Annotated in this window: 34 protein-coding genes and 1 pseudogene; 33 read left to right on the top strand and 2 right to left on the bottom strand. The window is 45.7% G+C overall.

Features of this window, described 5'->3' with window-relative positions; genetic code table 11:
• Positions 1–41 precede the first annotated feature (41 nt).
• From ABIC22_RS00175 to ABIC22_RS00145, 7 genes and pseudogenes are all read left to right on the top strand, one after another.
• Positions 42–1,475 carry a bifunctional metallophosphatase/5'-nucleotidase gene (locus ABIC22_RS00175; RefSeq protein WP_354477002.1) on the top strand — a complete coding sequence of 478 codons (1,434 nt, stop codon included), beginning with the start codon at positions 42–44 and terminating at the stop codon, positions 1,473–1,475.
• Positions 1,476–1,544: 69 nt separating this feature from the next.
• A complete protein-coding gene (locus ABIC22_RS00170; RefSeq protein ID WP_354477000.1) occupies positions 1,545–2,663 on the top strand; it encodes an HD-GYP domain-containing protein in 1,119 nt (372 codons plus the stop codon).
• Positions 2,664–2,885: 222 nt separating this feature from the next.
• Entirely contained in the window at positions 2,886–4,022 is a 1,137-nt protein-coding gene (gene yfkAB, locus ABIC22_RS00165) for a radical SAM/CxCxxxxC motif protein YfkAB (RefSeq protein WP_095359031.1), read from the top strand.
• 58 nt (positions 4,023–4,080) lie between these two features.
• Positions 4,081–5,454, top strand: coding sequence for a hemolysin family protein (locus tag ABIC22_RS00160; RefSeq protein ID WP_127536542.1), 1,374 nt, complete (start codon positions 4,081–4,083; stop codon positions 5,452–5,454).
• 237 nt (positions 5,455–5,691) lie between these two features.
• A complete protein-coding gene (locus tag ABIC22_RS00155) occupies positions 5,692–5,931 on the top strand; it encodes a spore coat associated protein CotJA (RefSeq protein ID WP_095288153.1) in 240 nt (79 codons plus the stop codon).
• Complete coding sequence (locus tag ABIC22_RS00150) at positions 5,921–6,196, top strand: spore coat protein CotJB (protein WP_127536541.1); 276 nt, start codon at positions 5,921–5,923, stop codon at positions 6,194–6,196. The genes ABIC22_RS00155 and ABIC22_RS00150 overlap by 11 nt, the downstream gene beginning before the upstream one ends.
• A 141-nt stretch (positions 6,197–6,337) precedes the next feature.
• Positions 6,338–6,538, top strand: a pseudogene (locus tag ABIC22_RS00145) (manganese catalase family protein); the annotation flags it as partial.
• Between the two features lie 8 nt (positions 6,539–6,546).
• On the opposite strand, the gene ABIC22_RS00140 reads toward ABIC22_RS00145, so the two are convergent.
• Together ABIC22_RS00140 and ABIC22_RS00135 are read right to left on the bottom strand one after the other, a co-directional pair.
• Positions 6,547–8,169 (bottom strand): recombinase family protein, encoded by a 1,623-nt coding sequence (locus ABIC22_RS00140; RefSeq protein ID WP_354476994.1) that lies wholly within the window; start codon positions 8,167–8,169, stop codon positions 6,547–6,549.
• Between the two features lie 18 nt (positions 8,170–8,187).
• Complete coding sequence (locus ABIC22_RS00135) at positions 8,188–8,841, bottom strand: LexA family protein (protein ID WP_354476992.1); 654 nt, start codon at positions 8,839–8,841, stop codon at positions 8,188–8,190.
• A 96-nt stretch (positions 8,842–8,937) separates the two neighbouring features.
• Here ABIC22_RS00135 and ABIC22_RS00130 point away from each other — a divergent pair, with 96 nt between their 5' ends.
• From ABIC22_RS00130 to ABIC22_RS00005, 26 genes are all read left to right on the top strand, one after another.
• The gene (locus ABIC22_RS00130; protein WP_354476989.1) at positions 8,938–9,177 is read left to right on the top strand and encodes a helix-turn-helix transcriptional regulator; all 240 of its coding nucleotides are present in this window, start codon (positions 8,938–8,940) and stop codon (positions 9,175–9,177) included.
• A 153-nt stretch (positions 9,178–9,330) separates the two neighbouring features.
• Complete coding sequence (locus ABIC22_RS00125) at positions 9,331–9,552, top strand: hypothetical protein (protein WP_354476986.1); 222 nt, start codon at positions 9,331–9,333, stop codon at positions 9,550–9,552.
• Positions 9,553–9,784: 232 nt separating this feature from the next.
• Positions 9,785–9,952, top strand: coding sequence for a hypothetical protein (locus ABIC22_RS00120; protein ID WP_354476983.1), 168 nt, complete (start codon positions 9,785–9,787; stop codon positions 9,950–9,952).
• A complete protein-coding gene (locus ABIC22_RS00115; protein WP_354476980.1) occupies positions 9,915–10,217 on the top strand; it encodes a hypothetical protein in 303 nt (100 codons plus the stop codon). Before ABIC22_RS00120 ends, ABIC22_RS00115 begins: the two co-directional genes overlap by 38 nt.
• A 106-nt stretch (positions 10,218–10,323) precedes the next feature.
• The gene (locus tag ABIC22_RS00110) at positions 10,324–10,722 is read left to right on the top strand and encodes a hypothetical protein (RefSeq protein WP_354476977.1); all 399 of its coding nucleotides are present in this window, start codon (positions 10,324–10,326) and stop codon (positions 10,720–10,722) included.
• The gene (locus ABIC22_RS00105) at positions 10,715–11,098 is read left to right on the top strand and encodes a hypothetical protein (RefSeq protein ID WP_175397634.1); all 384 of its coding nucleotides are present in this window, start codon (positions 10,715–10,717) and stop codon (positions 11,096–11,098) included. The genes ABIC22_RS00110 and ABIC22_RS00105 overlap by 8 nt, the downstream gene beginning before the upstream one ends.
• Positions 11,099–11,351: 253 nt before the next feature.
• A complete protein-coding gene (locus ABIC22_RS00100; RefSeq protein WP_354476974.1) occupies positions 11,352–12,350 on the top strand; it encodes a hypothetical protein in 999 nt (332 codons plus the stop codon).
• Entirely contained in the window at positions 12,350–12,931 is a 582-nt protein-coding gene (locus ABIC22_RS00095; RefSeq protein ID WP_354476972.1) for a hypothetical protein, read from the top strand. Before ABIC22_RS00100 ends, ABIC22_RS00095 begins: the two co-directional genes overlap by 1 nt.
• Before the next feature lie 14 nt (positions 12,932–12,945).
• Entirely contained in the window at positions 12,946–13,287 is a 342-nt protein-coding gene (locus ABIC22_RS00090; RefSeq protein WP_354476969.1) for a hypothetical protein, read from the top strand.
• Positions 13,288–13,301: 14 nt separating this feature from the next.
• Positions 13,302–14,846, top strand: a complete 1,545-nt coding sequence (locus ABIC22_RS00085) for a PcfJ domain-containing protein (RefSeq protein WP_354476966.1) — start codon at positions 13,302–13,304, stop codon at positions 14,844–14,846.
• Positions 14,843–15,799 (top strand): DUF3102 domain-containing protein, encoded by a 957-nt coding sequence (locus ABIC22_RS00080; RefSeq protein ID WP_354476963.1) that lies wholly within the window; start codon positions 14,843–14,845, stop codon positions 15,797–15,799. The genes ABIC22_RS00085 and ABIC22_RS00080 overlap by 4 nt, the downstream gene beginning before the upstream one ends.
• 463 nt (positions 15,800–16,262) lie before the next feature.
• Positions 16,263–16,451 carry a hypothetical protein gene (locus ABIC22_RS00075; protein ID WP_354476960.1) on the top strand — a complete coding sequence of 63 codons (189 nt, stop codon included), beginning with the start codon at positions 16,263–16,265 and terminating at the stop codon, positions 16,449–16,451.
• Positions 16,448–16,807 carry a hypothetical protein gene (locus tag ABIC22_RS00070; protein ID WP_354476957.1) on the top strand — a complete coding sequence of 120 codons (360 nt, stop codon included), beginning with the start codon at positions 16,448–16,450 and terminating at the stop codon, positions 16,805–16,807. Before ABIC22_RS00075 ends, ABIC22_RS00070 begins: the two co-directional genes overlap by 4 nt.
• A complete protein-coding gene (locus ABIC22_RS00065; RefSeq protein ID WP_354476954.1) occupies positions 16,752–17,129 on the top strand; it encodes a hypothetical protein in 378 nt (125 codons plus the stop codon). The genes ABIC22_RS00070 and ABIC22_RS00065 overlap by 56 nt, the downstream gene beginning before the upstream one ends.
• Positions 17,130–17,515: 386 nt before the next feature.
• Positions 17,516–17,827 carry a hypothetical protein gene (locus ABIC22_RS00060; RefSeq protein WP_354476951.1) on the top strand — a complete coding sequence of 104 codons (312 nt, stop codon included), beginning with the start codon at positions 17,516–17,518 and terminating at the stop codon, positions 17,825–17,827.
• 1 nt (position 17,828) lies between these two features.
• Positions 17,829–17,987 carry a hypothetical protein gene (locus tag ABIC22_RS00055; protein WP_354476948.1) on the top strand — a complete coding sequence of 53 codons (159 nt, stop codon included), beginning with the start codon at positions 17,829–17,831 and terminating at the stop codon, positions 17,985–17,987.
• A 142-nt stretch (positions 17,988–18,129) separates the two neighbouring features.
• The gene (locus ABIC22_RS00050) at positions 18,130–18,306 is read left to right on the top strand and encodes a hypothetical protein (RefSeq protein WP_354476945.1); all 177 of its coding nucleotides are present in this window, start codon (positions 18,130–18,132) and stop codon (positions 18,304–18,306) included.
• Entirely contained in the window at positions 18,296–18,652 is a 357-nt protein-coding gene (locus ABIC22_RS00045) for an HNH endonuclease signature motif containing protein (protein ID WP_354476943.1), read from the top strand. The genes ABIC22_RS00050 and ABIC22_RS00045 overlap by 11 nt, the downstream gene beginning before the upstream one ends.
• Positions 18,645–18,920, top strand: coding sequence for a hypothetical protein (locus ABIC22_RS00040; protein ID WP_354476941.1), 276 nt, complete (start codon positions 18,645–18,647; stop codon positions 18,918–18,920). The genes ABIC22_RS00045 and ABIC22_RS00040 overlap by 8 nt, the downstream gene beginning before the upstream one ends.
• Positions 18,921–19,024: 104 nt before the next feature.
• A complete protein-coding gene (locus ABIC22_RS00035; RefSeq protein ID WP_354476939.1) occupies positions 19,025–19,648 on the top strand; it encodes a terminase in 624 nt (207 codons plus the stop codon).
• Entirely contained in the window at positions 19,641–21,404 is a 1,764-nt protein-coding gene (locus tag ABIC22_RS00030) for a terminase large subunit (protein WP_354476936.1), read from the top strand. The genes ABIC22_RS00035 and ABIC22_RS00030 overlap by 8 nt, the downstream gene beginning before the upstream one ends.
• A 111-nt stretch (positions 21,405–21,515) precedes the next feature.
• Positions 21,516–22,772, top strand: a complete 1,257-nt coding sequence (locus ABIC22_RS00025) for a phage portal protein (protein ID WP_354476933.1) — start codon at positions 21,516–21,518, stop codon at positions 22,770–22,772.
• Positions 22,702–23,316, top strand: a complete 615-nt coding sequence (locus ABIC22_RS00020; protein WP_354476930.1) for an HK97 family phage prohead protease — start codon at positions 22,702–22,704, stop codon at positions 23,314–23,316. The genes ABIC22_RS00025 and ABIC22_RS00020 overlap by 71 nt, the downstream gene beginning before the upstream one ends.
• A gap of 14 nt (positions 23,317–23,330) precedes the next feature.
• The gene (locus ABIC22_RS00015) at positions 23,331–24,560 is read left to right on the top strand and encodes a phage major capsid protein (RefSeq protein ID WP_354476927.1); all 1,230 of its coding nucleotides are present in this window, start codon (positions 23,331–23,333) and stop codon (positions 24,558–24,560) included.
• Between the two features lie 53 nt (positions 24,561–24,613).
• Positions 24,614–24,877 (top strand): hypothetical protein, encoded by a 264-nt coding sequence (locus tag ABIC22_RS00010; RefSeq protein ID WP_354476925.1) that lies wholly within the window; start codon positions 24,614–24,616, stop codon positions 24,875–24,877.
• Positions 24,852–25,394 carry a phage head-tail connector protein gene (locus ABIC22_RS00005; RefSeq protein ID WP_354476922.1) on the top strand — a complete coding sequence of 181 codons (543 nt, stop codon included), beginning with the start codon at positions 24,852–24,854 and terminating at the stop codon, positions 25,392–25,394. Before ABIC22_RS00010 ends, ABIC22_RS00005 begins: the two co-directional genes overlap by 26 nt.
• Positions 25,395–25,511 lie beyond the last annotated feature (117 nt).

Genomic DNA, 25,511 nt, shown 5'->3' with positions numbered 1-25,511 from the left:
AGAGGAATGTACGTTAAGCAAGGACGAGAGGAGGCGGTGTGATGAGCACCAAGGAAAAACAAACGTTAACCATTCTGCACACCAATGACATCCATAGTCATTTTGGTTCCATGAGCTCTATCGCCGCCATGATTGAACAAGAGAGAGAACGCAGCGAAAACGTTCTAGTTCTGGATATCGGAGATCATATGGATCGTATGGCCGTAGAGACAGAGGGGACACTTGGGGGAGCCAACGTCGATGTAATTAATTTGACGGGGTATGATGCCATAACGATTGGCAATAACGAGGGACTGACATTTACACCGGAGCAGCTGGCACAGTCCTATTCGGGACTATTGTGTCCTGTCGTGTGCGGAAATGTCGTGGAAGAGGCCAGTGGTCAGCCTCCAGTATGGATGAAATCATCCCTTATTGTGGACAAAGGACCATTTCGGATAGGTTTGCTCGGAGCTACTGCACCGTTTACTGCTTTTTACGACTTGCTGGGATGGAAGCTGCTTGATCCTGTGGAAACATTGCGTGAGCAAGTTGAAGCGCTGCGCCCTAATGTGGATATTGTCATCATACTCTCCCACCTGGGTCTATCAACGGACCGGAAACTCGCGGAGCAGATTGAGGGCATTGACGTTATTCTTGGCGGACACACACACCATGTGATCGAAGAACCTCTGGTCATTGGGAATGCGGTGCTGGGAGCAGCCGGAAAATTCGGTCAGTGGCTTGGTAAAGTCGTATTAGAGCGGGATAGCGGTGCGAACAAACCCAGACTGGTTAGTAGTGGCTGTTTTCCATTGAAGGATCAGATGCTGGATGAGAAGGTTGCACTGGCTATCGCCGCACATCGCGCGGAGGCAGAGCGTGCTCTTGGACAGACAGCTGTAATGATTGACCGAACTCTTCCGATAAAATATGAGAAGGAATCACCATTCGCTTCGCTGCTTGCGCAGGCAGTAAGGCATTTCACGGGAGCGGAGCTGTCGCTGGTTAACGCTGGTCAACTCCTTGGTGAACTTCCGCAAGGGGACATCAGCAAGGGAATGCTGCATTCCCTATGTCCTTCTCCGATCAATGCTTGTACAATAAGGCTGAAAGGCAAAGAGATTCGTGAAGCGCTGGAGCAGTCTTTGCTTCAGGAGTATACGGACAAGCCCATCATCGGATTTGGATTTCGCGGAAAAATACTTGGTACGCTGTGTGTGGATGGGATTGAGGTGGAGTATGATCCAGCGGGTCCCCCATATCAAAAGATCAATGCATTATATGTCGGTGGTAAGCCTATGGGTGATGAACAGGAATACGTGGTCGGAACACTAGACATGTTTACATTTAATGTGGGATACCCTTCGTTAGCCCGGGGAACCGAGATTGCATACCGACTTCCTGAATTTATACGGGATCTGCTGGAGATCGAATTAAAAAGACCAGGGGCGTTGGATGATAGCCTGCGATCCCGCTGGCATGAAAGAAATTAACGAGTACTTGCCTTCTGCTGAAGCGGCGGCTAGTGGAAATTACATCTACGGAGCGGGAGAGGATAGGCTGTGCGTTTGGTACATATAAACCTATTGCAGCCTGGCATGAAGCTGGGGAAACGGATTTATAGCGAAGAGGGTTTGGTTCTGCTTAGTGAAGATGTGGAACTGACCGAGCGGTTGATTAGACGTCTAAAAGACCTCGGCGTAGGTTACGTATATATTAAGGAAGCAGCAACAGAGGATATTATCGTTCCCGATATGCTTCAGGAGGAAACCAGACGCAGGGCACTGGTAGAAATCAAGCAGCAGTTTCAGAGTATGTCAGGTTTGAAGACCAAAAGCCGGATTCCGCATTTTGGCAAAGCGCTGAGTGGACTGATGAATACCATTTTGGAGGACATCGGCGGTCAAAAGGAAGCAATGATTATGCTGATGGATATGAATTCCAGTGATCTTGATCTGTACAACCACTCCTTGAACGTATGTGTGTACACACTGGTTTTGGGCGTCGCCTCAGGGTATTCCAGACAGCAGCTGATGGAAATTGGACTGGGTGCCTTGCTGCATGATATAGGAAAGACACAGATTGATCCAGTTGTTTTGCATAAACCAGCGAAATTGACGGATGAGGAATTTAAAATCATTCAGCAACATACTACATATGGACATCGTATTTTAAAAGATGAACCTGGCATACCGCTGCTGGCAGCACATTGTGCCCTGCAGCACCATGAGCGAATCGACGGTAGTGGCTATCCGTTTGGCCTCAAGGGTCCTCAAATTCATGAGTATGCCAAGTGGATTGCACTGGCTGACTCGTATGACGCGATGACGAGTAATCGCGTATACCGTAAGTCATTGCTCCCTCATCAGGCGGTGGAGGTATTATATACTGGATCTGGCTCGTTGTATGAACAGCGCATGCTGGAGAAATTCCGTGACTGTGTGGCAATTTATCCCGTAGGTCTATCTGTGACGCTGAGTACGGGGGAAGTCGGCGTCGTTGCATCCATCGATTCACGTATCCCGCAGCGGCCGCGGATTCGGGTGTTGAAGAATGCTGATGGACAAACGTTAAAGGCTCCTTACGAAATAGATCTGTCCACAGCCCTATCGGTTATGATTACTGGTGTTGAAGGCGATGAGGGCGTGCCTCCGACTCCTTCCTGTGATGAATTTTCTTGATCGCTGTTAAGTTATTGCCAGCAGGGAGACTGCGCTCATAGCAATATCCGGGCCGGGTTGGCCCTGGAGTTGTATGGGCGTTTTTGTCATGTAATGGACAGAGCACTTCATGCCGAAGCGTTCGAAATTGTGCTATGATAAAAAATAGCTCCAAAAAGATCATGCCGAAGTATGATGTAAATAAAACTTTTTAGGTTAATAAAAGGAATAAGGTGAAGAACAATGACCATGCTAAACTCAGGATCGGTTGAACCGATGCCTTTATCGCCGACTAATGATCCATGGGATCCGATCGGCTCTTTGCGTACATATGGACGCCACGTGTTAACCAGTGTTGAAATGACCGTGACTCATCTGTGCAATATGCGATGCGAGCACTGTGCTGTAGGGGATATGCTCACGATGCGTGAAGCTCCCGCACTGCCACTGCCTCTAATGCTGAAGCGGCTGGACGAAGTGGAGCATCTGCAGACCATCAGTTTGACAGGTGGTGAGCCAAGTTTCAGTCAAAAGACAGTTGATGAAATGATCATCCCGCTGCTGAAGTATGCCAAGGAGCGCGGCATCAGATCACAGATCAACTCTAACCTGACGCTTGATCTCAGTCGTTACGAGAAACTGCTGCCATACCTTGATGTGATGCACATCTCATTTAACTACCTGAATGCCGATGATTTCCATCAAGTCGGTTTTGCCAACAGCGGCAGACCTGTCAAGCGTGAAGTAGCGGTGAAAATGTATGAGAAAATGATAGAAAATTCACGCAAACTGAGTGAAGCAGGCATGTTTATCTCTGCTGAATCCATGATTAATTTCCGTACTCATGATAAGTTGGAGGGGATCCATCAACTGATTCGGGAGATGGGCTGTGTACGTCATGAAGTACATCCGATGTATAACTCGAATTTTGCTTCCACATTACCTGTCCTGTCTCTGGACCATATGCGTGCAGCCATTCATCGGTTGCTGGATGTGCGCGACAAAGACATGTGGATGTTGTTCGGAACACTTCCATTCTTTGCATGCAGTGCGGCCGACCAGGATCGGGAATTGATCAATCGCCTGTACAGTGAGCCTAATGTGACCGTACGCAATGATCCAGATGGTCGAAATCGCGTTAACGTCAACATGTTTACAGGCAATGTTTACGTTACGGATTTTGCTGACATCCCTGCCTTTGGCAACATTCGGGATCGGAAGCTGGATGATGTGTTCCATGAATGGTCAGCGGAGCATCCGCTAAATCAGACCGTTAACTGTCACTGTGATGCTGCGTCCTGCTGCGGCCCTAACCTGCTGGTGGCGGACATGTATTATAAAGGTGTGGATTTCAAATCCAGAAAAGCAATTACGCGCTGATTAGGCGCTGATATTCCAGGTATATTCCTGAAATAGATAGAAAAAGGGGAGTGTTGACTTGGATATTCATACCGAATTTCATCTTGGGCAATTGGTGTTCAATTTGGTTTGCGTTTTTCTGCTCGTCTTCTTGAATGGCGTATTTGTCGCAGCGGAATTTTCTCTAGTTAAAGTCAGACAGACCCGGTTGACTCAATTGCAGAGCGAGGGGAATCGGCTGGCTGGGTATGCACTGAAGGTAAATGGAAAACTGGATGCTTACTTGTCGGCAACCCAGTTCGGCATTACCCTGACATCCCTGGGACTTGGCTGGCTCGGTGAACCCGCCATTTCCGAATTACTGGTAGAGCCGCTTATGTTCAAACTGGGCGTGGCGGATACAGGATTGATCTCTACCGTTTCCGTTATCGTCGGATTCTGTATTATTACGTTTCTGCATATTGTACTTGGAGAACTTGCACCGAAGTCGCTTGCTATTCAAAAAACAGATGGCGTGGCTCTGCTATTGTCGGCACCACTTCTGCTGTTCTACAAAATCTTTTTTCCATTCATCTGGATTCTCAATGCATCGGCCAATGCGCTGCTGCGATTGGCAGGGATAGAGCCTGCGAGTGAAGGAGAAGCCCATTCTGAAGATGAACTTCGAATCTTGATGAAGCAGAGTGCGAAGAGTGGCGTCATTGACAAGGATGAAATCAAACTGATGGATAACATCTTTGATTTCTCCGATATGCTTGCTCGTGAAGTCATGCTGCCACGTACAGATATGGATTGTCTGTATACCCATCTGTCCCTGGAAGAGAACTTGAAGATTATTAATGCAACGAAGCATTCCCGTTATCCTGTTGCCGTTGAGGATAAAGACGAAATTATCGGATTTATCCATATTACGGATCTGCTTTTGGCAGCCCCGGAACAGCAGCAGGACCTGGCTTCACTTGTGCGGCCCATCTTGAACGTTCCGGAATCCATGGAAATCAGTCACGTCCTTCAACTGATGCAGAAAAAGCATTCCCAGATGACCCTTGTTGTTGACGAATATGGCGGCACCGCCGGATTACTGACGGCGGAGGAAATTCTGGAGGAGATCGTAGGGGATCTATACGATGAATTCGAGGATGAGCGACCTCATATGGAACGCAGCGGTGATTCCTTCTCCATAGATGGACGATCCCTCATTGAAGAAGTTCATGAATGGACCGGGGCCATCATTGATGACGAAGAAGTGGATACCATTGGCGGTTGGTTGTTCAAAGAGCTTGAAGGCAGTCCAGCCAAAGGTAAAACGCGGGTGCAGAACGGCTATGTTTTTGAAGTGGAGGAATCCACCCGGCTGCGAATTACCCGAGTCAAGGTGTATAAGAGCCCGGTCTCTGAAGAAGAAGCTGCTGCTTTGGATGAGGCTCAGGACGTTCCCGAATCGGACAAGTAGTGATGTACATGGACTACCATAATGAAATGAATGTGACCTTTGGAACACTTCCCGTGGGGAGTAACCAAGGGTCTTTTTTTTTGTTAATGAACAAAACCTGAGAAGTCCCGAAAGCTTTTTCAGCTGATTTGGGATTAACTTAAGAACGATGACATATGGATAATAGACGGGAAAAGCAAGGGTTTTGGTCGCCTACCGACGAGTGACCAAAATTTCAGTGAAGGGAGGCGTTTGGAAATGACTGATCCACAGCTTCGCGCATATGCCCCTTTCGTGGGGCCGTTTGATCCGTGTAAACCGATTGAAATTAAAACCTACCTTGTTCCTCCACAGTTATTTATCCCTTTCCAGCCGATGGGCTGGCCCCAATATAGTCCGGCGGAAGCGCTGAGACTCGGAACATTGTGGCCTGCACTATACAGTCCTTATACATCCAAAAAAACAAAGGGGAGGGAGGTAGGAGCAGATGGAGCCTGAAACAGCAAAAGCGTGTGACGCCAGATATTATGAGTTGCTGGAGGAACTGCAAGCCTTGGATTTTGTACTGGTGGAGCTGAATCTGTATCTGGATACTCACCCGGGGGACTATCAGAGTATTGAACAGTATAACAAGTTTAGCCAAGAGCGGATGAGGGTAGCCCATGAATTTCAGCAGCTGTATGGACCGCTCATGAACTTTGGGCATGCGTTCTCCAAGTATCCTTGGCAGTGGTCAGAGGCACCCTGGCCTTGGCAGGTGTAATGAACGTTTGAGTTGATAGCGAAAGCATACTGTACCCGGGTTTTCTGGAAGCGCAGAATCAGGATACCCGGGAAGTGGAAGTATCAACTATCCAAATTGGATCACATTCAGTTCACATTTTTGAAGGAGGGATCGTCCAACATGTGGGTATACGAGAAAAAGCTGCAATATCCTGTTAGGGTAAGTAAATGTGATCCTCATATGGCCAAATTGCTGATGGAACAGTATGGTGGGGCAGACGGGGAACTGGCTGCAGCCCTTCGGTATATGAATCAGCGATATACCATTCCGGACAAAATTATCGGTCTGTTGAATGACATCGCTACAGAGGAATATGCACATAGATGTTATCAGTGATAATCATGCGGAAGCTTAGGGAAAACCTTAAGCACGAAATCATCTGGAGAACCGTGCCATCTTGTCCCCTTATTTTTCTCATATGTCACTTTTTCTAATACCTCTTTTAGCATGTTATTCCGTAACTCCGGATCATCAGTAAGGTAGTATGCTTTTATTACATGTTCGAACTTAGGGATTGAAACTTCTCGAACATCTAGCGACTTCTTATTATTAATAATCTCGTTTTCGATATCTTCCTTTGCTTTTTTAGAGGCTGCCATTCTTTCCGATAACTTTTTTGATCTCTCCAAAAACATCTCTGTAGAATATATGCCCTGCTCCAATAAATCATGCAAATTATCCATCTGAGTTGATATATCACTAAGTTCCTTTTCAATTGTTTTCAACGCAGATATATAAACATCTCCTTGATCAGTTCTTTCTTCTTTTGCAGATTTCATTTGATCCCATTTTGTTTTGTAGGATCTCAACCAATACTCTAATGATTCAATAACCCTTTTTTCAACTAATTCCAAATCAGAACTAACATTTTTACATTCTGGTATAGGGCACATGATTATCGGTAGCTGCTTAGCTAATGGTCTACGAATCATGTTCCGGCCGCATTTTGCACAAATAACAACCCCAGCAAGTGGATTTTTGGTAAGATATCGTGTTGGAATAGGTTTTGAAGGGTTTTCTGCCAAGTACTGTTGAGCTAAATTCCATGTATCTTCACTAACTAATGCTTCGTGCAATCCATCAACTAAAATAATATTTTTTTCCGAGTTTTTAGGACGTGTTTTTTGTATACTGCCATCTTTTCTGCTCTTTTTAAGGGGGCGTTCAGCCCACTTTATCTTCCCATTATAGACAGAATTCCGTAGAACAGAATTAATGGTAGGAACGGTCCATAACCCTCCCTTTGCGGCTGGTATTTTAAGTGCATTCAATTTTCTAGCAATAAGAGAGGTACCAATTCTTTTAGCAACTCCGTTTTCATCGGGTTGTCCAACTGTGTATAGTTCGTAAATCATTTTAACAATTCTCGCCTGGTCTTCAATGGGTTTTAGACTATACCCTTTTGCATTCTTTAGTTTTATTCTCTCATATCCATAAGGCGGGATGCTTCCTAGATATTTACCTTCCTTAATTGAAGACATACGACCATTTTGTAATCTTCGGTTAATAGTTTTGAATTCTCTTCTGGACATAAAAAGACCAAACTCAAAGTATTCTTCATCAAATTCATTATTTGGGTCATAGATCTTAGTAGGAGTAACAATTTTTGTACTAGCATACTTAAAGGTTTGAGCTACTATACCTTGGTCTATAGTATCCCCACGTGCAAGACGTTCGACTTCTACAACCAAAACGCCTTTCCAGCGTCCTTCTTCAACCTGTCTTAATAATTCCTGAACTTCCGGCCTGGAATCAATAGTCTCACCGGATACAACCTCTCGAAAGATATGTGTAATATTAATTTTTAGGCGTTTGGCAAGATCAAGTAGTATTCGTTCGTGTCTAACTAATGTTTCACCCTCACCACGGGCTTCAGCTTCAGTATCAGTTCTTGATTTTCTTAAATACATGCAGTACTCATCATTTATCAGAGATGAAAGGGTACTAAACATGAAACACTTCCCTCCTTATTATGAATCAAACTTAAAGTGACCCGCATATAGTCCACACACTACAATTTCGTTTGGTAGTACTTCTTTAATTTCAAACTCGGGGTTTTCTGGTATTAGTTGTATATATGGAGAACCTTCAGTCCATCTCATCCGTTTAAGCGAACCGTCCTCTCCATTTATGACTACAGCAACAATCTGGCCATTATACTCAGCCCAACGCCCTTTTTTTAAAAAAACTACGTCTCCATCGTTAATACCGGCACCGATCATAGAATTTCCTTTTACTTTCAATGCAAAGTCAGCACCGTTAGTTTTGGGTATAGGGTAGCTAACATAATCCTCAATGTTACTCTCAGCTATTAGACCGTTACCAGCACAAATAGTACCAACTAAAGGGGTCAGGTCAGTTCTACTCTTAATGGAACTTTGTTCATTTAGGATCAAGTCGATTGGAAGTTGAATTTCAGTTCTACAAGTTAAATAGTCGGTGGAGGTGCCAAGTATGTCAGCAATTTTAGCTAGGCGGTCACTTGGGGGAATACTCTTATTCCTTTCATAGCTTGAAAAATTCGCAGGATTCATATCAAGTAGTTCAGCCATTTGATTTTGGGTATAACCCCGTGTACTGCGTAATTCTTTTATTCTTTCGCCCATGGATAATGGATGACTCAAAGTAAAACCTCCAACTCAAATTAAATTTTATAAAATGGGGGTTGCTAAAATATAATTTGAGTTATATAATGAGTGACAAGGAGGTGAAAGCAGACGATGGAAACAACTAACACTCAACGTTTGGTCTTGAAAAACTGCCGTAAATCAAAAGGTACTCAGCGTGAGGTTGCAACTGATCTTGGCATTACCGAGGTTCATTGGCGTGAAATCGAGAACGGTAAATCTGTTCCTGGTACTCGGTTGCTCTTTAAAATTTGCAACTATCTTGGCGAGAATGTTTATGTACTTTTCCCTGATTTGACACAAGCGTCTTTTTTTGACCGCGACTCAAATTAAATTTAACACCTTGTTATAAGTATTGCTCACAAGTAAAATTATATACAGTAACTTAAATTTACGCAACTGTTATTTTCGGAATTAATGGGTTTTATTTGATGTAATCTTTTTTTTGAAACGAACTCAAATTAAATTTGATAAGAGGTGAACAATGTGGGTGTACAAGCGGTGGCGCATATAGATAGTTACAGAGGTGATTCGATGAACGCTCCGTACAAACCACATGAAGGAAATATTGTCCAAACAATTACTTCTGGAAGCACCACAATTCATTTTTGTGACGACTTTGTTATTAAAGACGTTACTACAGTCGCTGAAATCTTAAAGCGATATGAAAGAATTGGGTGGGATATTTTCCAAAGTAAACGTGAGTAACTGAATAGGGTTGACGACTCTTAATCTGGGGTCGTTTTAGAGGACAAGCCTTCAATAAAAGAGGTGAAAAGATTGAATCACTCGCTCATTAAAAATTGGTTTGCATGGGTCCACCTACAAAGTCTGATTAATTTTCGTGATAGTGTTCACACGATGGACGCCGGAAACTGTTGGCTGGACAAAGAAATATCGGATCTTAAAAAGGATCTTGGAATAGAGGAAGGTGAGCAATATGTCAATACATCTGCAGTTACAGCAGCGCATCAAACTCCTGCAGCAGATGCAATTTGATTATCCAGAAACAGCGAATTGGTTTGATGAATCGCTTGCTTATCTAACTATTGCCGAAGGAGGGAACGGTCTTGAAGAACACAAGGCGGGAACTTCGCAAACAGCATAACGAAATTTGCAGAAAGATCCTTGATGCTACAGACGAAAATCTAATCATGCAGCTGCAGGCAGATAGAAAAAAGATTGAAGGCAAAATTCAAAAAGCAGAAGGCGGCCCGATTGTAAGTAAAAAGAAAAGTAGAAGGGATATCGGGAATTGTCCGTTGTGCTTCCATCGTATCAAGTATGGAGAAAGTTATGTTCAAGCAGGAAAGCTGAAATTTTGCAACGAGCGTCATCACAAGGAATACATTGCCCTTGTAAACGAAAAATGACCACGCCTGGTCCGCGTAGTCATTTGGTCTGAAACTTCACAAAAAAATTATACGGCAATCATATCAAATTTCATTTAACAGCACAAGTCTGATGGAGGTAAAGATTATGGACGTGGATGAGTATATCCGTCAGATCAAAAAAATGCGTTATCAGGCGGATCAGTTTGATGATGATTCCCCAGGTGCAATGGTTGAGATTATTCGTCTGCTGACGGACGCCCACATGCTAATGGGACGTGTTAGTGCTCAGAAGGATGGCGATTATGCCAAAATCCACGCACTGCGTCAAAACACCCATGCCAAAGCAAGGGCGGAAGCAAAGCGCGGTGAAAAGGAACTTGCTGCAGATCTTGCAACAGCTGAGCTTAGGCAGATAGAAGCTGAAGCATATGAACAAAAGATGTTCTGGCGTAATGAGCTTGATTCGGTAAAAGAGAAGATTTACGAGCTGCGCCTTCGGGTGCGGATTGAAATGCATATAACAGGAGGCGGAGTACATGGCTGAGTTTGAATTTCTCCCTACGCCTAAACCGAACCACAAGCGGTTCAAGCCAACTCAGAAACAACATACATCTATCAGCAATAAGGTTGATAAAGAGGCATACAGACGCGCCAGCGAGGCGGGATATGTATGTTGTGAACGCTGCGGGTGCAGTAGACCAAAGCATTGGTTCGAGCGTTGCCACATGATCAACGCCAGTCAGTACGGAACAGGTAAAGCCCCTTGGAATATCGTCATCCTGTGTGGTCCTAAAACGGCAACAGGTACATGTCATAACTGGGCAGATGAAACTGCCGAGGGGCGAGCGTGGAAAGTGGACAAGCAGGCTGAACTTTTCATTTATTACACAGTCGGAGAGGGTCAAGAACATTGGAAATAGGACGCACCTTGTCCCTTGGATGTCCCTAGGATGTCCCCGGGGACAAGCAGGGGACAGTGTGGGGACATATCTGGGATGTCGCATGTCTGTCCTGAGTGAGTCCATTTGCAGGAGGCGGTGAACAGCATAGATGTTATGGATTAAGAGTTATCAGGCGACTGATAGGGACCCCCAGACGAAGAAATTCTGTCGTTTGACAGGGTTGGATATACCCCGGGCAGTGGGTTCGTTACACATGATTTGGTGGTGGGCAATGGATTGGGCACCCGATGGAAACATAAGCAATTTTGAGCCAATTGATTTGGCTGACGCTGCTCATTTTGAAGGTGATCCCGAAGTGTTTTTTAATGCACTTGTCGAGGCTAACTATATAGGGAAAACCCTTGATGGATATGAGGTTTTAAACTGGCATAACATTGGCGGACAGGTACTTGAAAGCCGGAAAAAGGCTGCTGCTAAAAAGGCGAAACAGCGTGAAATGGCTGCTGCAAAGAAGGCAGCCGAAGCAGCGGGAAAGACTGATGTCCCCGGGGACATACCTAGGGACATCCCGGGGACAGATGAAGGACGTCCACCCCCTGTCCCGGTATATAAAGAATTAGATATAGAGTTAGATAAAGAAAAAGAATTAATAAAAAAAGATATACCCCAAGACGAAAACCAACAGCAAAATCAAAACCAAGATCAAAACCCGAAATCCGAACCGACCGCCGAAAATGCGGCCGAGCCGAAAGAGCGAGGTGAGGAAGCGGAAAAAAGTGGAAAAGGTAAAACCGGAAAAAAAGGTTCTCGGAAAAAACCGGAATACGACGAAAACAGCTCGTTTCTGAAAATGGCGAATTACCTGAAAGGAAAAATTGATGAATTCGCGCAAGCAGAAGGAATCGCGCATTTGAATAAACGATCGAACATGCAGACATGGGCGGACGATTTCCGGCTGCTGGTCGAAGTTGACGGCCAGAAGGACAAGAATCTCATTCGTGATGTGATGGATTGGCTGCCTACAAATACTTTCTGGCGAAAAAATGTCTTATCGGGCAGATCGTTCCGGGATCAATTCTTAAAATTGGTTTTAGAGATGCGTTCGGATGAGGCGAAACGTAAAAAGGGTTCCGGCGGCGGGGGCGGAAAAACTGAAATCCCGATCGTTCAAAATGATACAAACCCTGATTCTGGCCCGAGTGAGGAAGAATTTCAAGAAATGCTACGTCTTGCAGCAGCTACACAGGCCGCAAAGGCGGGTGAGCGCTAATGAATCCACTACACCGATGGTTGAACAAGCAAGAAGTGGCGAATCGCGGTATACCGATATTCGTTCCGCGGCAGGTAGAAGTCAACGGTGAATGGGTTCCGGGCGGGCGCTGGAATATGGAACGGCCCATTGGTGACATTTTATTGGGACTTAAACGCTGCGGAGAGCTGGGGGCTAGTGTGGCGGACGATGAACCTCCTGCCGGATACATTTATTCAGCCAAGGTAAAGGATCAATTCCGATACGTCCCCTTGTTCTCACGGGCTGTTGAACAACTTGATGCGGACAAGCTCACCCAATTGGAACGGACGGCCATTGAGGTACGCCAATCATATGCCGGTTATGGGATGAGGGCACGCATAGATAGGGCCGTTGCTTCACTGATAGATCAGGGATACAAGTTGGATCGGCTAAAACTGGTCTTATCTCCCTTGGATCCAGTAGCAGCAGATACGGAAGTTCGAACAGATTACGGCATGTTAGCTGTGGCACCAGATAGGATGGTTCCGGAAGGCGTGTCTTATGTGATACAAGATTCGGGCAGTGAACGTGCGTTTGCCTGGGTCAAAAAGCAAAATTGAACGGAGGATGAAGCATGGAAGCTGCAATAACAAAGCTGAAAGCTGAAATGGACGGTAAAGGGACGAACACATATATCAAGCTGATTGGGGAATTTCTGATTAAACACATTCAGGCGAATCCTGGTTCTGTTGATCAGATCCTGTCCGCTGACAAGACGATTGCGAAGAGCTTGCTTGCTATGCAGGCAGAGGCTAAGAAAAAAGCTGTTGGTGGGATGGCTATGCTGACCGATGAGGAAGGTTTTTCGATTGTGCTGAATTATTTTGGACTGAGCGGGGGAGTAACGGCAGTAACCCCCGCCCCTGAAGAGCAAAAGACCGTGCGTTTTGATGTCAAGCTAGATGATTTCTTGTAGGGGAGGGATAAAGCATGTTGCGTGTAGAGTTTGAAAAACATTTTCCTGAGAAAATTTCCACAGCACTTGTCAATTACGTTACTGATACGGTTCTACTGAAAAGCCGCTACTTATTTTACAAGACGTCCGGAGGTATCCAAGTCGCATATTGCACTCATTGCCAAAAGCAACACTGCCCTGAAGTCAAGCTGAAACATAAACAGAAAGAACTTGCTACTTGTCCAAAATGTGAGTCAGAATGTGAAGTTCGTTCTCATGGAATGAGTCGGAAATATCTATTCGATTCTGCTGTATTGATCTGGTATGAGAAGTCAATTATCAACAAAGAAGCAATCACAGCAAGAGTAATTACAGTAAGTAGAAATTACAGTGGGGATTACACAAAGGTTGAGACACATTACAACGTTGTTCATATGTATCTGTTTGAACCCCGAAAATCAACTGCTTATGTGTATGGAAAGGAAAAAAGCAAGGTTAAGTCTCCTTTTGAGAAGCATTACGGTTATGGATCATGGAGGAAATTTCGTGATCTTGATAATATCCGAAAAGCTGTCAAAGATACTCCTTTTCAGTATTCAACATGGGAAAAGTACACGGACTCGGGTGGTTATTACAGCATAAATGACATGGTGGAATTTTTCGACCATTTCACCCGCTATCCCTGCATTGAATATCTGACCAAGGCAGGATTCAGTAATCTTGTACGGGCTAAACTTTCCGGAAGTGGCACCTATGGTGCTGTCCACTGGCGAGGAAAAACCTTACCCGCCGTGCTAAGGCTGACAAAAAGTGAGCTAAGAGAGATCAAAAATGCAGGGATTGGGATAGAACCTAAAGCACTTCGTTACTACCAGAAGTTAAAATCACGGGGCGAAAAGATGAATGTACTGGATGCTTTATTCTTGGGAGAAATAGAGGACACATTTTATCAGACCTATTACAGAGAGGTATTATCGTTAGCTCCTGAAGAAACTGTGAAAAAATACATCTTAAAGCAAAAGAAGAAACCGCAATACGCCAAACGATCAGCTGGAAGTATATTGTCTGATTGGCGAGATTATCGTAATCAATGCAAGGAACTTGGAATGAGTCTGGAAGAGGAACGTTATTTGTTTCCAAACGATCTCCACGAAGCACACATGAAATTAACGGAACGTATCAAAATCAAAAAAGACAAGGCAGTGAACAAGAGGATTAAAGCACGCCTTCCTGAACTTGAACATTATTATTTTGAAGCAAACGGCTATCTAATAAGAGCAGCCCAATCATCATTTGAGTTGTTCAGAGAAGGAAAAAGTCTCAGTCATTGTGTTGGGGGTTATTCCGCTCAATATGGATCTGGACAATGTGACATTCTGTTCATTCGCAAGATTGAACAACCTGACGAACCACTTTGCACGGTGGAAATCAGATCAGGTTTCATTGCTCAAGTCAGAGGATTTAAAAATTATGATCCTGATCCAACCATCTTGGAGTTTGTGGAGAAGTTCAAGAGAGCTAGGTTAGGCAAGAAACCAAAGAAAACTAACACTAAGAAACCACAGGGGGTAGCCGTATGAGCCAATTAGCCATTCGTACCATTGAGACAATCGCAATCGAAATCAACAGCATCAAGGATCAAACGAAAAAGATTATGCTTCACGGATCTATTGAGATCGGACGCCGATTAACAGAAGCGAAAGAGATGATGCAGCATGGTGATTGGATGAACTGGCTGGCTGACTCTGTTGATTACTCTCAAAGCACTGCAAATAACTTGATGAAATTGTTTAAGGAATACGGATCCGATCAGCTCACTTTGTTTGGAGATAACGCCGATTCCCAAGCGCTTGGAAGTTTAAGCTATACGCAGGCTGTGGCCTTGCTTGGGATCCCGGCTGAGGAACGAGAAGCCTTCGTACAGGAAAATGATGTGGATAGTATGTCTACTCGTGAACTACAGGAAGCGGTCAAAGCACGTAAAGATGCTGAAAAGGCCCTCAAAGCAGCTCAGGCGGAAGCTGAGAAGGCAAAGAAGGCTATGGAGAAGGAGCAGAAGCTTCGAGAAAAACTGGAAGCACAGCAGGCAGAACATGCTTTGATTGTTGAACGGTTAGAAGCCCAAGCAGAGGAAGCGGCGGCTGCAGCTGCAAAAGATGATTCAGGTGAAGATGATGGACAATCCGCTGCGCTTCAGGAAGAACTTGAGAAGGCTAAACGGGAACACGCTGAGTCTTTGGCACAGATAAAGAAGCTTGAACAGGAACTGAAAGCAAAGCCTATCGATGTTCCTGCGATTGTGGAGAAGGTTCCGGCAGAGATTGAGGCCGAGTTGGCTGAACTCCGGAAGAAGGTAGCACAGGGGACTGGTGAGGAAGCAGCCATATTCAAAGCACACTTCAAAAACCTGAATGATGCTTTTGCTAATTTGCTTGGAGCTTTGGAGATCGTCGGGAAAACAGATGAAGAATTGCACGCCAAGTATAAGGCTGCCACAAACGGGCTAATTGATCGAATGAAAGCTGAGTTGTGATAAAGCATGGCCTTCCTGTTCTTCTACTTTGAAGAATTTAAGCCTGGGATGGTGTGCCGACTCAAAAGCGGATTAGATAAAGGGAAAATGGTGGTTGTCCATCAAATCCAGGACGACATGCTTTGGTGCTATGATAACCGGCCTATGAAATACCGTACAAATCGCAAAGGTGAAAAGGTTATAGATTTTGATCCTGCATGTGTGACGGCGCCATATCCCCCCAGTAGCTTGGAGATAACAAACGAGATCCCATTACAAGATGGTGGATGGGGTGCTTCATACCGACAGGCACGGATGTTTTGAATAGGGGACAGCATGATGGACATTGATTATGAGTTGGGGGATACAGTAGAATGCCCGGTTTGTCTCCGGGTATTCGAAATCACCCGCATTGATGATGAAGAGTTGGATGATTCGGATTTGTATTTTGAACATGTAACAATGTGCAATGGAGGGGAGAAATATGGTAAGGACAAGATATTTTAAAACTGAGCTGAACGGTAAGCTAGTGGAATTGTTCGAAAGCAGCCATCCAGCAAGAGCAATCGCTGAGATATCGGAGAAGAAGCGCATACGACCGACAGCAATCATCAGTCAGATTCCCGAGGATGAGTATAGAGAGCTTGAAAAAGGTCAGGCGGTAGCAAAATGACCCAACCGACATTGGAAGCAGCACAAGCCAAAATAGACGGTCTGGCAAGGGAATGCTTTAATGAGTCTGACTATGAATTATTCTGTGCGGTACTCCTGCAGCTTGATAAGTATAGGGCGCTGGCAGATAGCAACAGAGAGGCTATGTACAACCAAGATAAGGAATTCACTGAGCACATGAAGATTCAACAGAGTGAAATTGACTCTCTCACAGAGTCTGTAGCGTACTGGCAGAAACAAGCCACATTGCTTTTCGTTGAAAATAAGAGGCTAACTGAACAATCAGGAAAGGGTGCAGAGCATGGGGGCGGTGATCCAAATGGAGTTATTTCCAAAAGCGGACAAGACGGACTTTGAATCTGCACGAAGCATGTTGAAACGTTACCTGCGTATGCGGCAAACTTCTGAAGCTCTGAATAGTCGCTTGCTACTGACTGAAAAAGAACAGCAAGTCAAAGTAGAGTACCAACAGAAAGCAGATGCCATAGAAATGGCGGTGAAACTTATTCAAGATGATGATGTTCGCAGGGTGATGGAGTTTCGTTTCGTCCGGGGTAACACACGGTGGGGAACTGTCAAAAGATTCGGTAACATAACAGATAGATCAGTGGACAGGAGAATTGTTCGAGGTGTAGAGTCTGTAGCAGAAACCTTGAAGCTGATTGGACAAATAGAGTGAAAACCGCGTCTGTAGTACGTCTGTAGTGAGTCGGCACAACGTCTGTGGTTCAAATTTATAGTTAGGCACATAGGGAAGGAAAATTCTTCCCCGGTGTGCCTAGCACCGTTATCCCGTGGGCAACTCGGCTGTGCTGTGGGATGGGATATCCTTAGACGTGGATCGTCAAGGGTGCGGTGTGGGAATGGGGTTAGACTCCCCACAGCCGCTCCATCCGGGCGGGATAGAAGTACGGATACTATTATGGCCTACAGGCAGCGGCTGGCGTTCGAGTCCCGGCAAGGCCGATGAAATTTTCTTCATATCCTTTTTTGAGTCATCCAACATCGGGTGGCTCTTTTTTTATCTAATCCCAAGCGCTTGTAAATATGAAAGGAGTTTAGGGGATGAATGATTCAGATTCATGGGAGGAACTAAGGCGACGACACGGGCAAACAGTGGGAGAGGCTTTAAGGGCATTGGGCGAAGAGCTGGAACGGATGCACCAATGGATCATGGCATTCCTGAATAAAAACCGTGATTCCATTCAACTGATTTTAAGAATGCTGACTTCAGAGGCGCGTCAAATAGAAGAGCAAGAAAAGCATATACGGCAATTACAGCCTCTTCGAACAAAGAGCGCACCATACAGGCAGCCGATGAGGCATCAAGTTATAAATCGCAAGCCTGTTCGTCAGATTGCAAGGAGTAGGTGCTAATATGCGAGATATAATGACGGTTTTGCTATATACAGCACTGATAACAGCGATTGTCTCGTACACATATCAAGCCTACGCCAGTCGTCAGCAGGTTAAGGCGTACAAGCAGATGGAAGAAACACAAAAAGCGTTAAAGCAGAAATTCGAGGACATGGAATGATTACGAGAGCGACGAGAAAGGCCCCGCCTGTGCCAATTGCTTCTCCGGATCAGCCAGAGAAATGCAAAGGCTGCATATGGGGCGAGTGGGCCGGCACTAAGCAAGTATGCAAGATACCAAGATGCTGGAAGGAGGATGAAGGATGTACAGTGGGAAGTTTTGGAGTCGTAAAGATGTGGAAACAGTGATGGATGCTTTAGATGTCCTGGGGAAGACATACAGGATAACCAAGTGCAAAGTGGAGCCAGTTCCATACCGTGGAGACAAACAATGGATTGTTGAAGAGCTTCCAGAAGAAGATGGTCAAGATGCCACTTAAACGCTTCTGCAGTAAGCAGGGATGCAAGGCAACTATCACAGAGGGCAGGTACTGTGAGGACCACCAAGACCAAGTACATAGCTATGACCAACATAGAGGAACAGCAGCTGAGCGCGGATATGATAGCCGATGGCGTAAAGCCAGGGTTGGATTCCTCAAGAAGCATCCGCTGTGTGCGTACTGTTGGAAGCAAGGCTATGTACAGGAGGCAACGGTAGTTGACCATATCAAGCCCCACAAGGGAGATAAGCAACTGTTCTGGGATCGTGGCAACTGGCAGCCACTATGCAAGCAATGCCACGATATCAAGACCGCTAAAGAAGATGGAGGGTTTGGTAATGGCTAAGGAGATGAGGTTGGTCTGTGTAGTGTGTTCGAATGAACAGACAGGCTGGACGAATCAAGACGGAACTGCATGTACAAAGTGTGGAGGCTATGCCCAACCAGTAGGATATTACGATGGGCGCGGGTCGTACATCTCTCACTCACATAAGAGTCCGAATGAACACAACATCACGATTGATATCCAAGGGAATCTGACTCAAAGAGATACAGATGAGATAACGAAACGTATTGCAGCTGAGGTGGCTAAGAATTTGTTCGACAAGGGGTAGGGGGGTCAAATCTCTGAAAACCCTTTGGCTGATAGACCGCGTCGGACTTATTTCGCGTAAAAACTCGTTTTATAATATTTTCGGCGTTTAGGAGGTATGCCCTGATGGGAAGAAACGCCAAACCGGTTGGTCTCCACATCGCGGAGGGTAACCCTAACCGATTAACTAAAGCGCAGCTCCAAGCTAGACAAGAAGGTGAGGTTAAGCTAGGAAAGACAGAATTGGAAAAGCTGAAACCGCCAGTGTTTGTAAAGGATGACACGGTTGCCTTCTCTCATTGGAAACAATGCATGAAGGATTATAAGGCAGCAGCTGCGGAAGGCGTGAATCTACTTTCAAGCTCAGATGTTGGACTTTTAGGGATGTATTGCCGGACATATTCTGAATATGAAAAACTGCTGAAACAGTATCAAAAAATCGAGAGAATTTCCATTGAAGATTATGTATTCGATGAATATTTCGAGGAATTAACTCGAAAAGCTGAGGAATCAGAACAGGATCTGAACGAGTACGGACTGAGAGCGCAGAAATACCTCTCTCAGCTGGCATCCATTGAAGGCATCCTGAAAATCGAGACAGCCGTTAATAAAAAAATGGATATGCTTCTGAAGATGCAGGATCGTTTGTTTCTGAACCCGTTATCCAAGGTCAAGAATGTTCCGAAACCAAAGGAGAAAGAAAAACCTCCAAGCAAGTTCGGGAAATTCGGAGGTAACCGGAGTGGTTAACCCTCAGATCTATCCTTACAACACTGTTGGGGAAACGGACAGGGTAACGGCCTATGCTCTTGAAGTTACTTCAGGGAGAATTATAGCCGGACAAGCTCAGCGACAAGCTTGCGAACGTCACCTTCGGGATTTGGATAGGCAAGGCACGAAAGATTTCCCGTACGTATTTGATCCGGAAAAGGCGCACGAATTAATTGATTTTGCTGAGTCCTTAACGTTGGCTGAGGGAGAAGAACCTTTGCCGCTTGAGTTGTGGGGTTTCCAAGATTTCATATTCGGGAGCTGGAACGGCTGGTTAAAGTTAGATGGATATCGTCGTTTTCGAACATCTTATGTTCAGGTAGCACGACAGAACGGAAAATCATTAAAGAACGCTGTGCCATCCCTGTTCTATGGCAACTTTGATGGATACAACTATCCGCAAGTGTATTGCACGGCAACGAAGGAAGCTCAGGCACGAATTGTTTTGAAAGAGTGTATCAAGTTTATCGATGCTGATCCTGAATTAGGTGGGACTGAATACGAGTCCGGCCTATTTGACGTGAAGGATTACAAAAGTACGATTCTTTGCACAATTTCCAAAGGGGAAATCAAGGCGCTTGGCCGGGATACAAAATCCATAGACGGTTTCCGGCCGTACTTTGCGAGCGTCGATGAATATCACTTACACAAGGATAACCAGATGTACAAGCTGCTTGCGGACGGAACCAAGAAGCTTAAGCAGTGTCTTATTTCCGTTATCACAACAGCCGGATTTAACATCAACGGTCCATGCTATGAGTTGTACAAATATTGCAAGATGGTTTTGTCTGGCGCTCATGCCGATGAAACGCAGTTTATTTTTATTTGTGAGCTGGACAAGGATGACGATGTTTGGGAAGAATCGAACTGGCCGAAGGCGAATCCTCTCTGGACTCCGGAGACGTTGGACAGCTTGCGTGCTGAAGCGATCAAAGCGAAGGTTCAGCAAGGCGAAGAGCTTCGCAACTTCTTGACCAAGTCACTGAACAGATGGGTGCAGTTTTCGGACACGCAGTACATGAATATGGAACACTGGGTGGCATGTGAATCTGATACGACCATTGAGGACATGGCAGGCAAAGAATGTTACCTGGGGCTGGACTTGTCTTCAGGTGGTGACCTTACGAGTGGTGCATTGGAATTTCCGTTGGATATCGACGGGCAGCGCAAGTATTACATCCATTCACATAGCTGGATCCCTGCAGCAAGAGTAGACGAGCATGTGAAGAGTGACTTTGCACCTTATGACATGTGGATTATGGAAGGGTTACTGACTCCGACAGAGACCATGGGCGGCGTGAAGACGGATTATAAATACATCTTGTCTTATTACCGGGATCTGATCAAAAAACATAATCTCAAGCTACTGGGCATTGCGTATGATCCACACAACGCAGATGCCTTTTTGTCTGACCTTGAGGAATTTGGAGTGGATCTGGTTGAGATCGTTCAGAGTGCCAAGAGCTTGAATGACGCTACGGTGGATTTCAGGTTGGAAACTGAAGCCAAGAACGTGATTTATGACCGGAAGAACAAGCTGCTGACATGGAGCATGGCGAACGCCAAGACGGTCAGCAATAGTTTTGGAGAAATCAAGATAGACAAGGACCCTTCTTCTAAAACGAAGAGGATTGACCCGGTGGACGCTGTTATTGATGCCCACAAACTGACGCTTTCCAATTCGGCTAAACCGAAAAGATCCGTTTACGAAGATCGAGGCGTTAGAGCGATTTAATGAAAGGGGGTGTACACACTGCGGATACCATTTGTTTCAAAGTTTTTGGAGAAGAGAAGCCAACCAAGTGAGTCAAGCGATACAAGTGATTTGGAGAACCCGAAAAGGTGGATGTATAAAGCGTTCGGCGCTCTCACAGGCCGGGGGGCTACTGTCACAGAATCAACAGCTATGCGATCAACGGCGGTGCTTACATGTGTCAGGATTCTTTCGGAATCTGTGGCTTCACTGCCGCTACCAGTTTACAAGCGTTTGAACCCAAGAGGTAAAATCCGGACTAAACACAAAATTGCTGAGCTTTTACAGAGCAGGCCCAATTCAAGGATGACGGCGTTTACCTTCCGTGAAACCATGATGGCTCATATTTTGTTGTGGGGTAACTGTTACGCGGAAATCGAATATGACACAGCTGGGGAAATTGTTGCTCTCTGGCCGATTCCACCTCATCGGGTCGAACATATGGAAACAGCAGAAGGGGATCCGTTCTTCAGAGTCACAACAAAAGACGGAAAGCAACACAACGTTCCGTTTTATGCCATGTTCCATATACCGGGTCTTGGATTCGATGGTACAAAAGGAGTTTCCGTTATTCATTGGGCGCGGCAGGCTGTGGAGCTGGCGTTGGCTACGGAACAGTTCGGAGCAGATTTCTTTGAGAATGGAACAAACGTGGGTGCTGTCGCAACGCTTCCTGGTACTTTATCGGATGCAGCATTTGAAAGGCTGCAAAAGTCGCTTCGGGAGAAGTACGAAGGACTTGGGAAGGCTCACCGTCTCATGTTGCTTGAAGAAGGGATGACATTTTCTAAAAACACGATTCCACCGAATGATGCTCAATTCTTGGAAACGAGAAAATTCCAGATACTTGAGATTGCGCGGGTATTTCGTGTTCCTCCACACATGATGGCGGACCTTGAACGAGCTTCCTTTTCTAACATCGAGCAACAGTCTACTGATTTTGTCATTCATTCTCTCCGGCCTTGGCTGATCAGATGGGAACAGACCATCAACTGGAAGTTGTTTTCTCTGAATGAGCAAAAGCGGTTCTTCGCGGAACATCTCGTTGAAGGATTGCTTCGAGGGGATTCAACTGCACGTGCAGCATTTTACAAAGAAATGTTCATGATCGGGGTCTATTCTCAGAATGACATTCGGGAGAAGGAAAACGACAACCCAATTGAAGGTGGAGACAGATATTTTGTTCCGCTCAATATGTTGCCATTAGATATGTTGGACGAGTATTACAAAAATCAGAATAAACCTGATCCTATTCCACCGGAGGGAGGTGATAACGAAGATGGGAAACAAAACGAAAGAACAACGGGAACTGATCATACCGGAGAGTCGGCCGGAGGTTCGGAAAGTTGATGGAGAACCGACAAAAATCATTGGTTACGCTGTGAGGTGGGACCAGTTATCACATCCGATTTTTGGCATGTTTCAAGAACGTTTTAAGCGTGGGGCATTTGCGGCCAGTTTGATTAACCCGGATGTCTATGCTTCGTGGCAACATGACGCACGTGAGATTTTAGGACGCACACCGGGAACGTTGCTTGTGACTGAGGATGACATTGGACTGAGATATGAAATCACGCCTCCGAGTTGGGCGGAAAAATATGTGGAGACGATCGAGCGCGGAGACGTGCGGGGGTCGTCTTTTATTTTTCGCCCAACCAAGGAAGAGTGGGACGAAACAAATCCAGATATGCCGATTCGGTCTGTTATTGAAGCTGAATTATTCGAAGTTAGCCCGGTAACGACTCCTGCCTATCCTCAGTCCTCTGTGGGTATTCGTTCAGCGGAAGAAACTTTCCAAGCCCGGCCTACGATTGAGACAACAAAAGATGACGAGGAAGAACAACGGGCCATTGCAAATGATCTGGAAATGCGATTACGAAAATTGAACCTATAAGGGAGATGGATTGCTTGAAAAATCTTATCGAATTGAGAAAAAAACTCGCTGCAAAGAAAGAGGAAATGCGTTCACTGATTGTGTTGGCTCAGACGGAAAAGCGCGGCTTTACTGATGATGAAGAAACCAACTTTACTACCATGGAAGCAGAGGCCCGTTCTTTGGAAGATGAAATTAAACTGGAAGAACGCGCCCAACAGTTTGCCATGGGTGGCAGCGGGGCAAAACATACACCTGAAGATCCAGCTCATGAAAGTGAGTTCCGCAGCTTGGGCGAACTGATTTCTTGCTACCGTTCGGACCCGTATGACCCACGTTTGAAAGAGTATCGGGAAATGGCTGCAGGAACAAAAGCTTCAGGCGGGGTTTTCGTGCCTCCTAAGTTCTCGGCGCAATTGTTTGAAATCACGCCAGAAGAAGCAGTGGTTCGTCCACGTGCATTGGTTATTCCGGCTGATGAAAATGCTCCTGACTCCAGCACTACATTCCCTGCACTTGATCAGGGTGCCGGTTCCAACATGTATGGCGGCGTAGAGGTGAACTGGATCGGTGAAGGTGACGAAAAACCTGAGACAAGCGCTAAATTCAGAGACCTGACTTTGACCCCTCATGAGGTTGCCGCTCATATCGTTGTTACAGACAAACTTTTGCGAAACGCTCCGGCAGTAAACACCATCATCACAAAGTTGTTCAGAGGTGCAATTGCTGCAGCTGAAGACGATGCGTTCTTGTACGGGAGCGGAACTGGTAAGCCAAGCGGCGCGATGGTGTCACCAGCTGCCATTACAGTGGCACGTAAAACAGCGAACCTGATCACCTATGCTGATATTGTTGCCATGATTGCTCAGGCCAAGCTTGGTGGTGCATTGATCTGGGCTGCATCCCAATCTATCTTGCCACAACTCCTGACAATGAAGGATGAAGCGGGGAATCTGATCTTCCAACCGAACGTTGCTGATAAAATGACAGGCACGCTTCTGGGTTATCCAATCCGATTCAAAGAGAACGCGCCAATCCTTGGTGAAGAAGGCGACCTGGTACTTGCAGACATGGGTTACTACCTGATCAAGGATGGTTCGGGTATCTTTATCCAAGCTTCTGAACATCCATTGTTCAAACAAAATAAAACAATCATCAAAGCCTTCTGGAACGTGGATGGTAAGCCATGGGTTAACGGCCCATTCGAGATGAAAAACGGATATCAGGTGTCACCGTTTATCAAATTGGGCATTCCAACGCCTTAAATCAATAAATTATCTGGCCCGGGTTTCCGGGCCTAACAGGAGGAAAGCGGACTATGGCTGCTAAAAGTGAAGAACTGAATTACACGGTTATCTCAGCTTTTAACGATCAGGAAACCAATACCGTGATTGAACCGGGCGAGTTATACCCTGCGGATCAGAAACGAGCCAACAAACTGAGGGCTGCTGGTGTCATTGCTGAGGATGACGAAGGACAAGCCTTGCCAAAACAAACAAAGGCAGCTGCTTCAGATAAAACAAAAGCTGATGATGATACGGCAGGCGGTGCTTCTGATGCTGACGACACTACAAAGAGCTAAAGGAATGTTGTCCATTCCGCTGGACGACACTTCACAGGATCTTTATTTACTGTCTGCATTAGCTGCAGCGTCTGAATGGATCGAACGGGAATGTAATCGGAGCTTTGAATACAAGACATACCAACAGACGTTGGACGGTCCTGGAACCCAGTTCCTCCGGCTTCGAAACTTCCCGATTCATTCGGTATCCAAACTGAGCATCCATGATAACGAACAGCAGAACGATTCCTTCAAGATCGAATCTGAAAACGGGATGCTGTTTAAACGCTCCGGCTGGCCTTGTGGCGCGCGTTTGATTGATGTGGAATATTTAGCCGGATATATCCTGCCAAGCGACGAGGAAGGCGCTCCGGCTTCGACATTGCCACAGAAATATGAATTGGCTTGTGTCTTGCTTGCCCAAACGCTAATGAGGGAACAAGGCGTCACCAGTGAACGGGTTGGAAATATATCCGTAACCTACAAGGATGAGGGCCGAAGCCTGCCGGGAGCAGTCAAGGCTCTTATTCAGTTGTGAGGTGAGATAATGGCAAGAAGGCGGCGAAGCGTGCGGCGTGCGAACGTGTCTTACACCGGGGATATGGATTTATCCGTTCTCGTTGAGCGTGTCCGGCCACTCGTTGACCAAGAAGTG

This window comes from Paenibacillus sp. PvP094 (genome assembly GCF_040546835.1).
Lineage (GTDB): Bacteria > Bacillota > Bacilli > Paenibacillales > Paenibacillaceae > Paenibacillus > Paenibacillus illinoisensis.
Note: the sequence above shows the minus strand (reverse complement) of the source record. Positions and strands in the feature narration are given on the sequence as shown.

Coding starts and splice junctions, on each gene's coding strand:
- ABIC22_RS00175 (WP_354477002.1), top strand. CDS start 42: ATGAGCACCAAGGAAAAACAAACGTTAACCATTCTGCACACCAATGAC.
- yfkAB (WP_095359031.1), top strand. CDS start 2,886: ATGACCATGCTAAACTCAGGATCGGTTGAACCGATGCCTTTATCGCCG.
- ABIC22_RS00155 (WP_095288153.1), top strand. CDS start 5,692: ATGACTGATCCACAGCTTCGCGCATATGCCCCTTTCGTGGGGCCGTTT.
- ABIC22_RS00150 (WP_127536541.1), top strand. CDS start 5,921: ATGGAGCCTGAAACAGCAAAAGCGTGTGACGCCAGATATTATGAGTTG.
- ABIC22_RS00140 (WP_354476994.1), bottom strand. CDS start 8,169: ATGTTTAGTACCCTTTCATCTCTGATAAATGATGAGTACTGCATGTAT.
- ABIC22_RS00130 (WP_354476989.1), top strand. CDS start 8,938: ATGGAAACAACTAACACTCAACGTTTGGTCTTGAAAAACTGCCGTAAA.
- ABIC22_RS00120 (WP_354476983.1), top strand. CDS start 9,785: ATGTCAATACATCTGCAGTTACAGCAGCGCATCAAACTCCTGCAGCAG.
- ABIC22_RS00110 (WP_354476977.1), top strand. CDS start 10,324: ATGGACGTGGATGAGTATATCCGTCAGATCAAAAAAATGCGTTATCAG.
- ABIC22_RS00105 (WP_175397634.1), top strand. CDS start 10,715: ATGGCTGAGTTTGAATTTCTCCCTACGCCTAAACCGAACCACAAGCGG.
- ABIC22_RS00100 (WP_354476974.1), top strand. CDS start 11,352: ATGGATTGGGCACCCGATGGAAACATAAGCAATTTTGAGCCAATTGAT.
- ABIC22_RS00095 (WP_354476972.1), top strand. CDS start 12,350: ATGAATCCACTACACCGATGGTTGAACAAGCAAGAAGTGGCGAATCGC.
- ABIC22_RS00090 (WP_354476969.1), top strand. CDS start 12,946: ATGGAAGCTGCAATAACAAAGCTGAAAGCTGAAATGGACGGTAAAGGG.
- ABIC22_RS00085 (WP_354476966.1), top strand. CDS start 13,302: ATGTTGCGTGTAGAGTTTGAAAAACATTTTCCTGAGAAAATTTCCACA.
- ABIC22_RS00080 (WP_354476963.1), top strand. CDS start 14,843: ATGAGCCAATTAGCCATTCGTACCATTGAGACAATCGCAATCGAAATC.
- ABIC22_RS00075 (WP_354476960.1), top strand. CDS start 16,263: ATGGTAAGGACAAGATATTTTAAAACTGAGCTGAACGGTAAGCTAGTG.
- ABIC22_RS00070 (WP_354476957.1), top strand. CDS start 16,448: ATGACCCAACCGACATTGGAAGCAGCACAAGCCAAAATAGACGGTCTG.
- ABIC22_RS00065 (WP_354476954.1), top strand. CDS start 16,752: ATGGGGGCGGTGATCCAAATGGAGTTATTTCCAAAAGCGGACAAGACG.
- ABIC22_RS00060 (WP_354476951.1), top strand. CDS start 17,516: ATGAATGATTCAGATTCATGGGAGGAACTAAGGCGACGACACGGGCAA.
- ABIC22_RS00055 (WP_354476948.1), top strand. CDS start 17,829: ATGCGAGATATAATGACGGTTTTGCTATATACAGCACTGATAACAGCG.
- ABIC22_RS00050 (WP_354476945.1), top strand. CDS start 18,130: ATGTACAGTGGGAAGTTTTGGAGTCGTAAAGATGTGGAAACAGTGATG.
- ABIC22_RS00045 (WP_354476943.1), top strand. CDS start 18,296: ATGCCACTTAAACGCTTCTGCAGTAAGCAGGGATGCAAGGCAACTATC.
- ABIC22_RS00040 (WP_354476941.1), top strand. CDS start 18,645: ATGGCTAAGGAGATGAGGTTGGTCTGTGTAGTGTGTTCGAATGAACAG.
- ABIC22_RS00035 (WP_354476939.1), top strand. CDS start 19,025: ATGGGAAGAAACGCCAAACCGGTTGGTCTCCACATCGCGGAGGGTAAC.
- ABIC22_RS00025 (WP_354476933.1), top strand. CDS start 21,516: ATGTATAAAGCGTTCGGCGCTCTCACAGGCCGGGGGGCTACTGTCACA.
- ABIC22_RS00020 (WP_354476930.1), top strand. CDS start 22,702: ATGGGAAACAAAACGAAAGAACAACGGGAACTGATCATACCGGAGAGT.
- ABIC22_RS00010 (WP_354476925.1), top strand. CDS start 24,614: ATGGCTGCTAAAAGTGAAGAACTGAATTACACGGTTATCTCAGCTTTT.
- ABIC22_RS00005 (WP_354476922.1), top strand. CDS start 24,852: ATGCTGACGACACTACAAAGAGCTAAAGGAATGTTGTCCATTCCGCTG.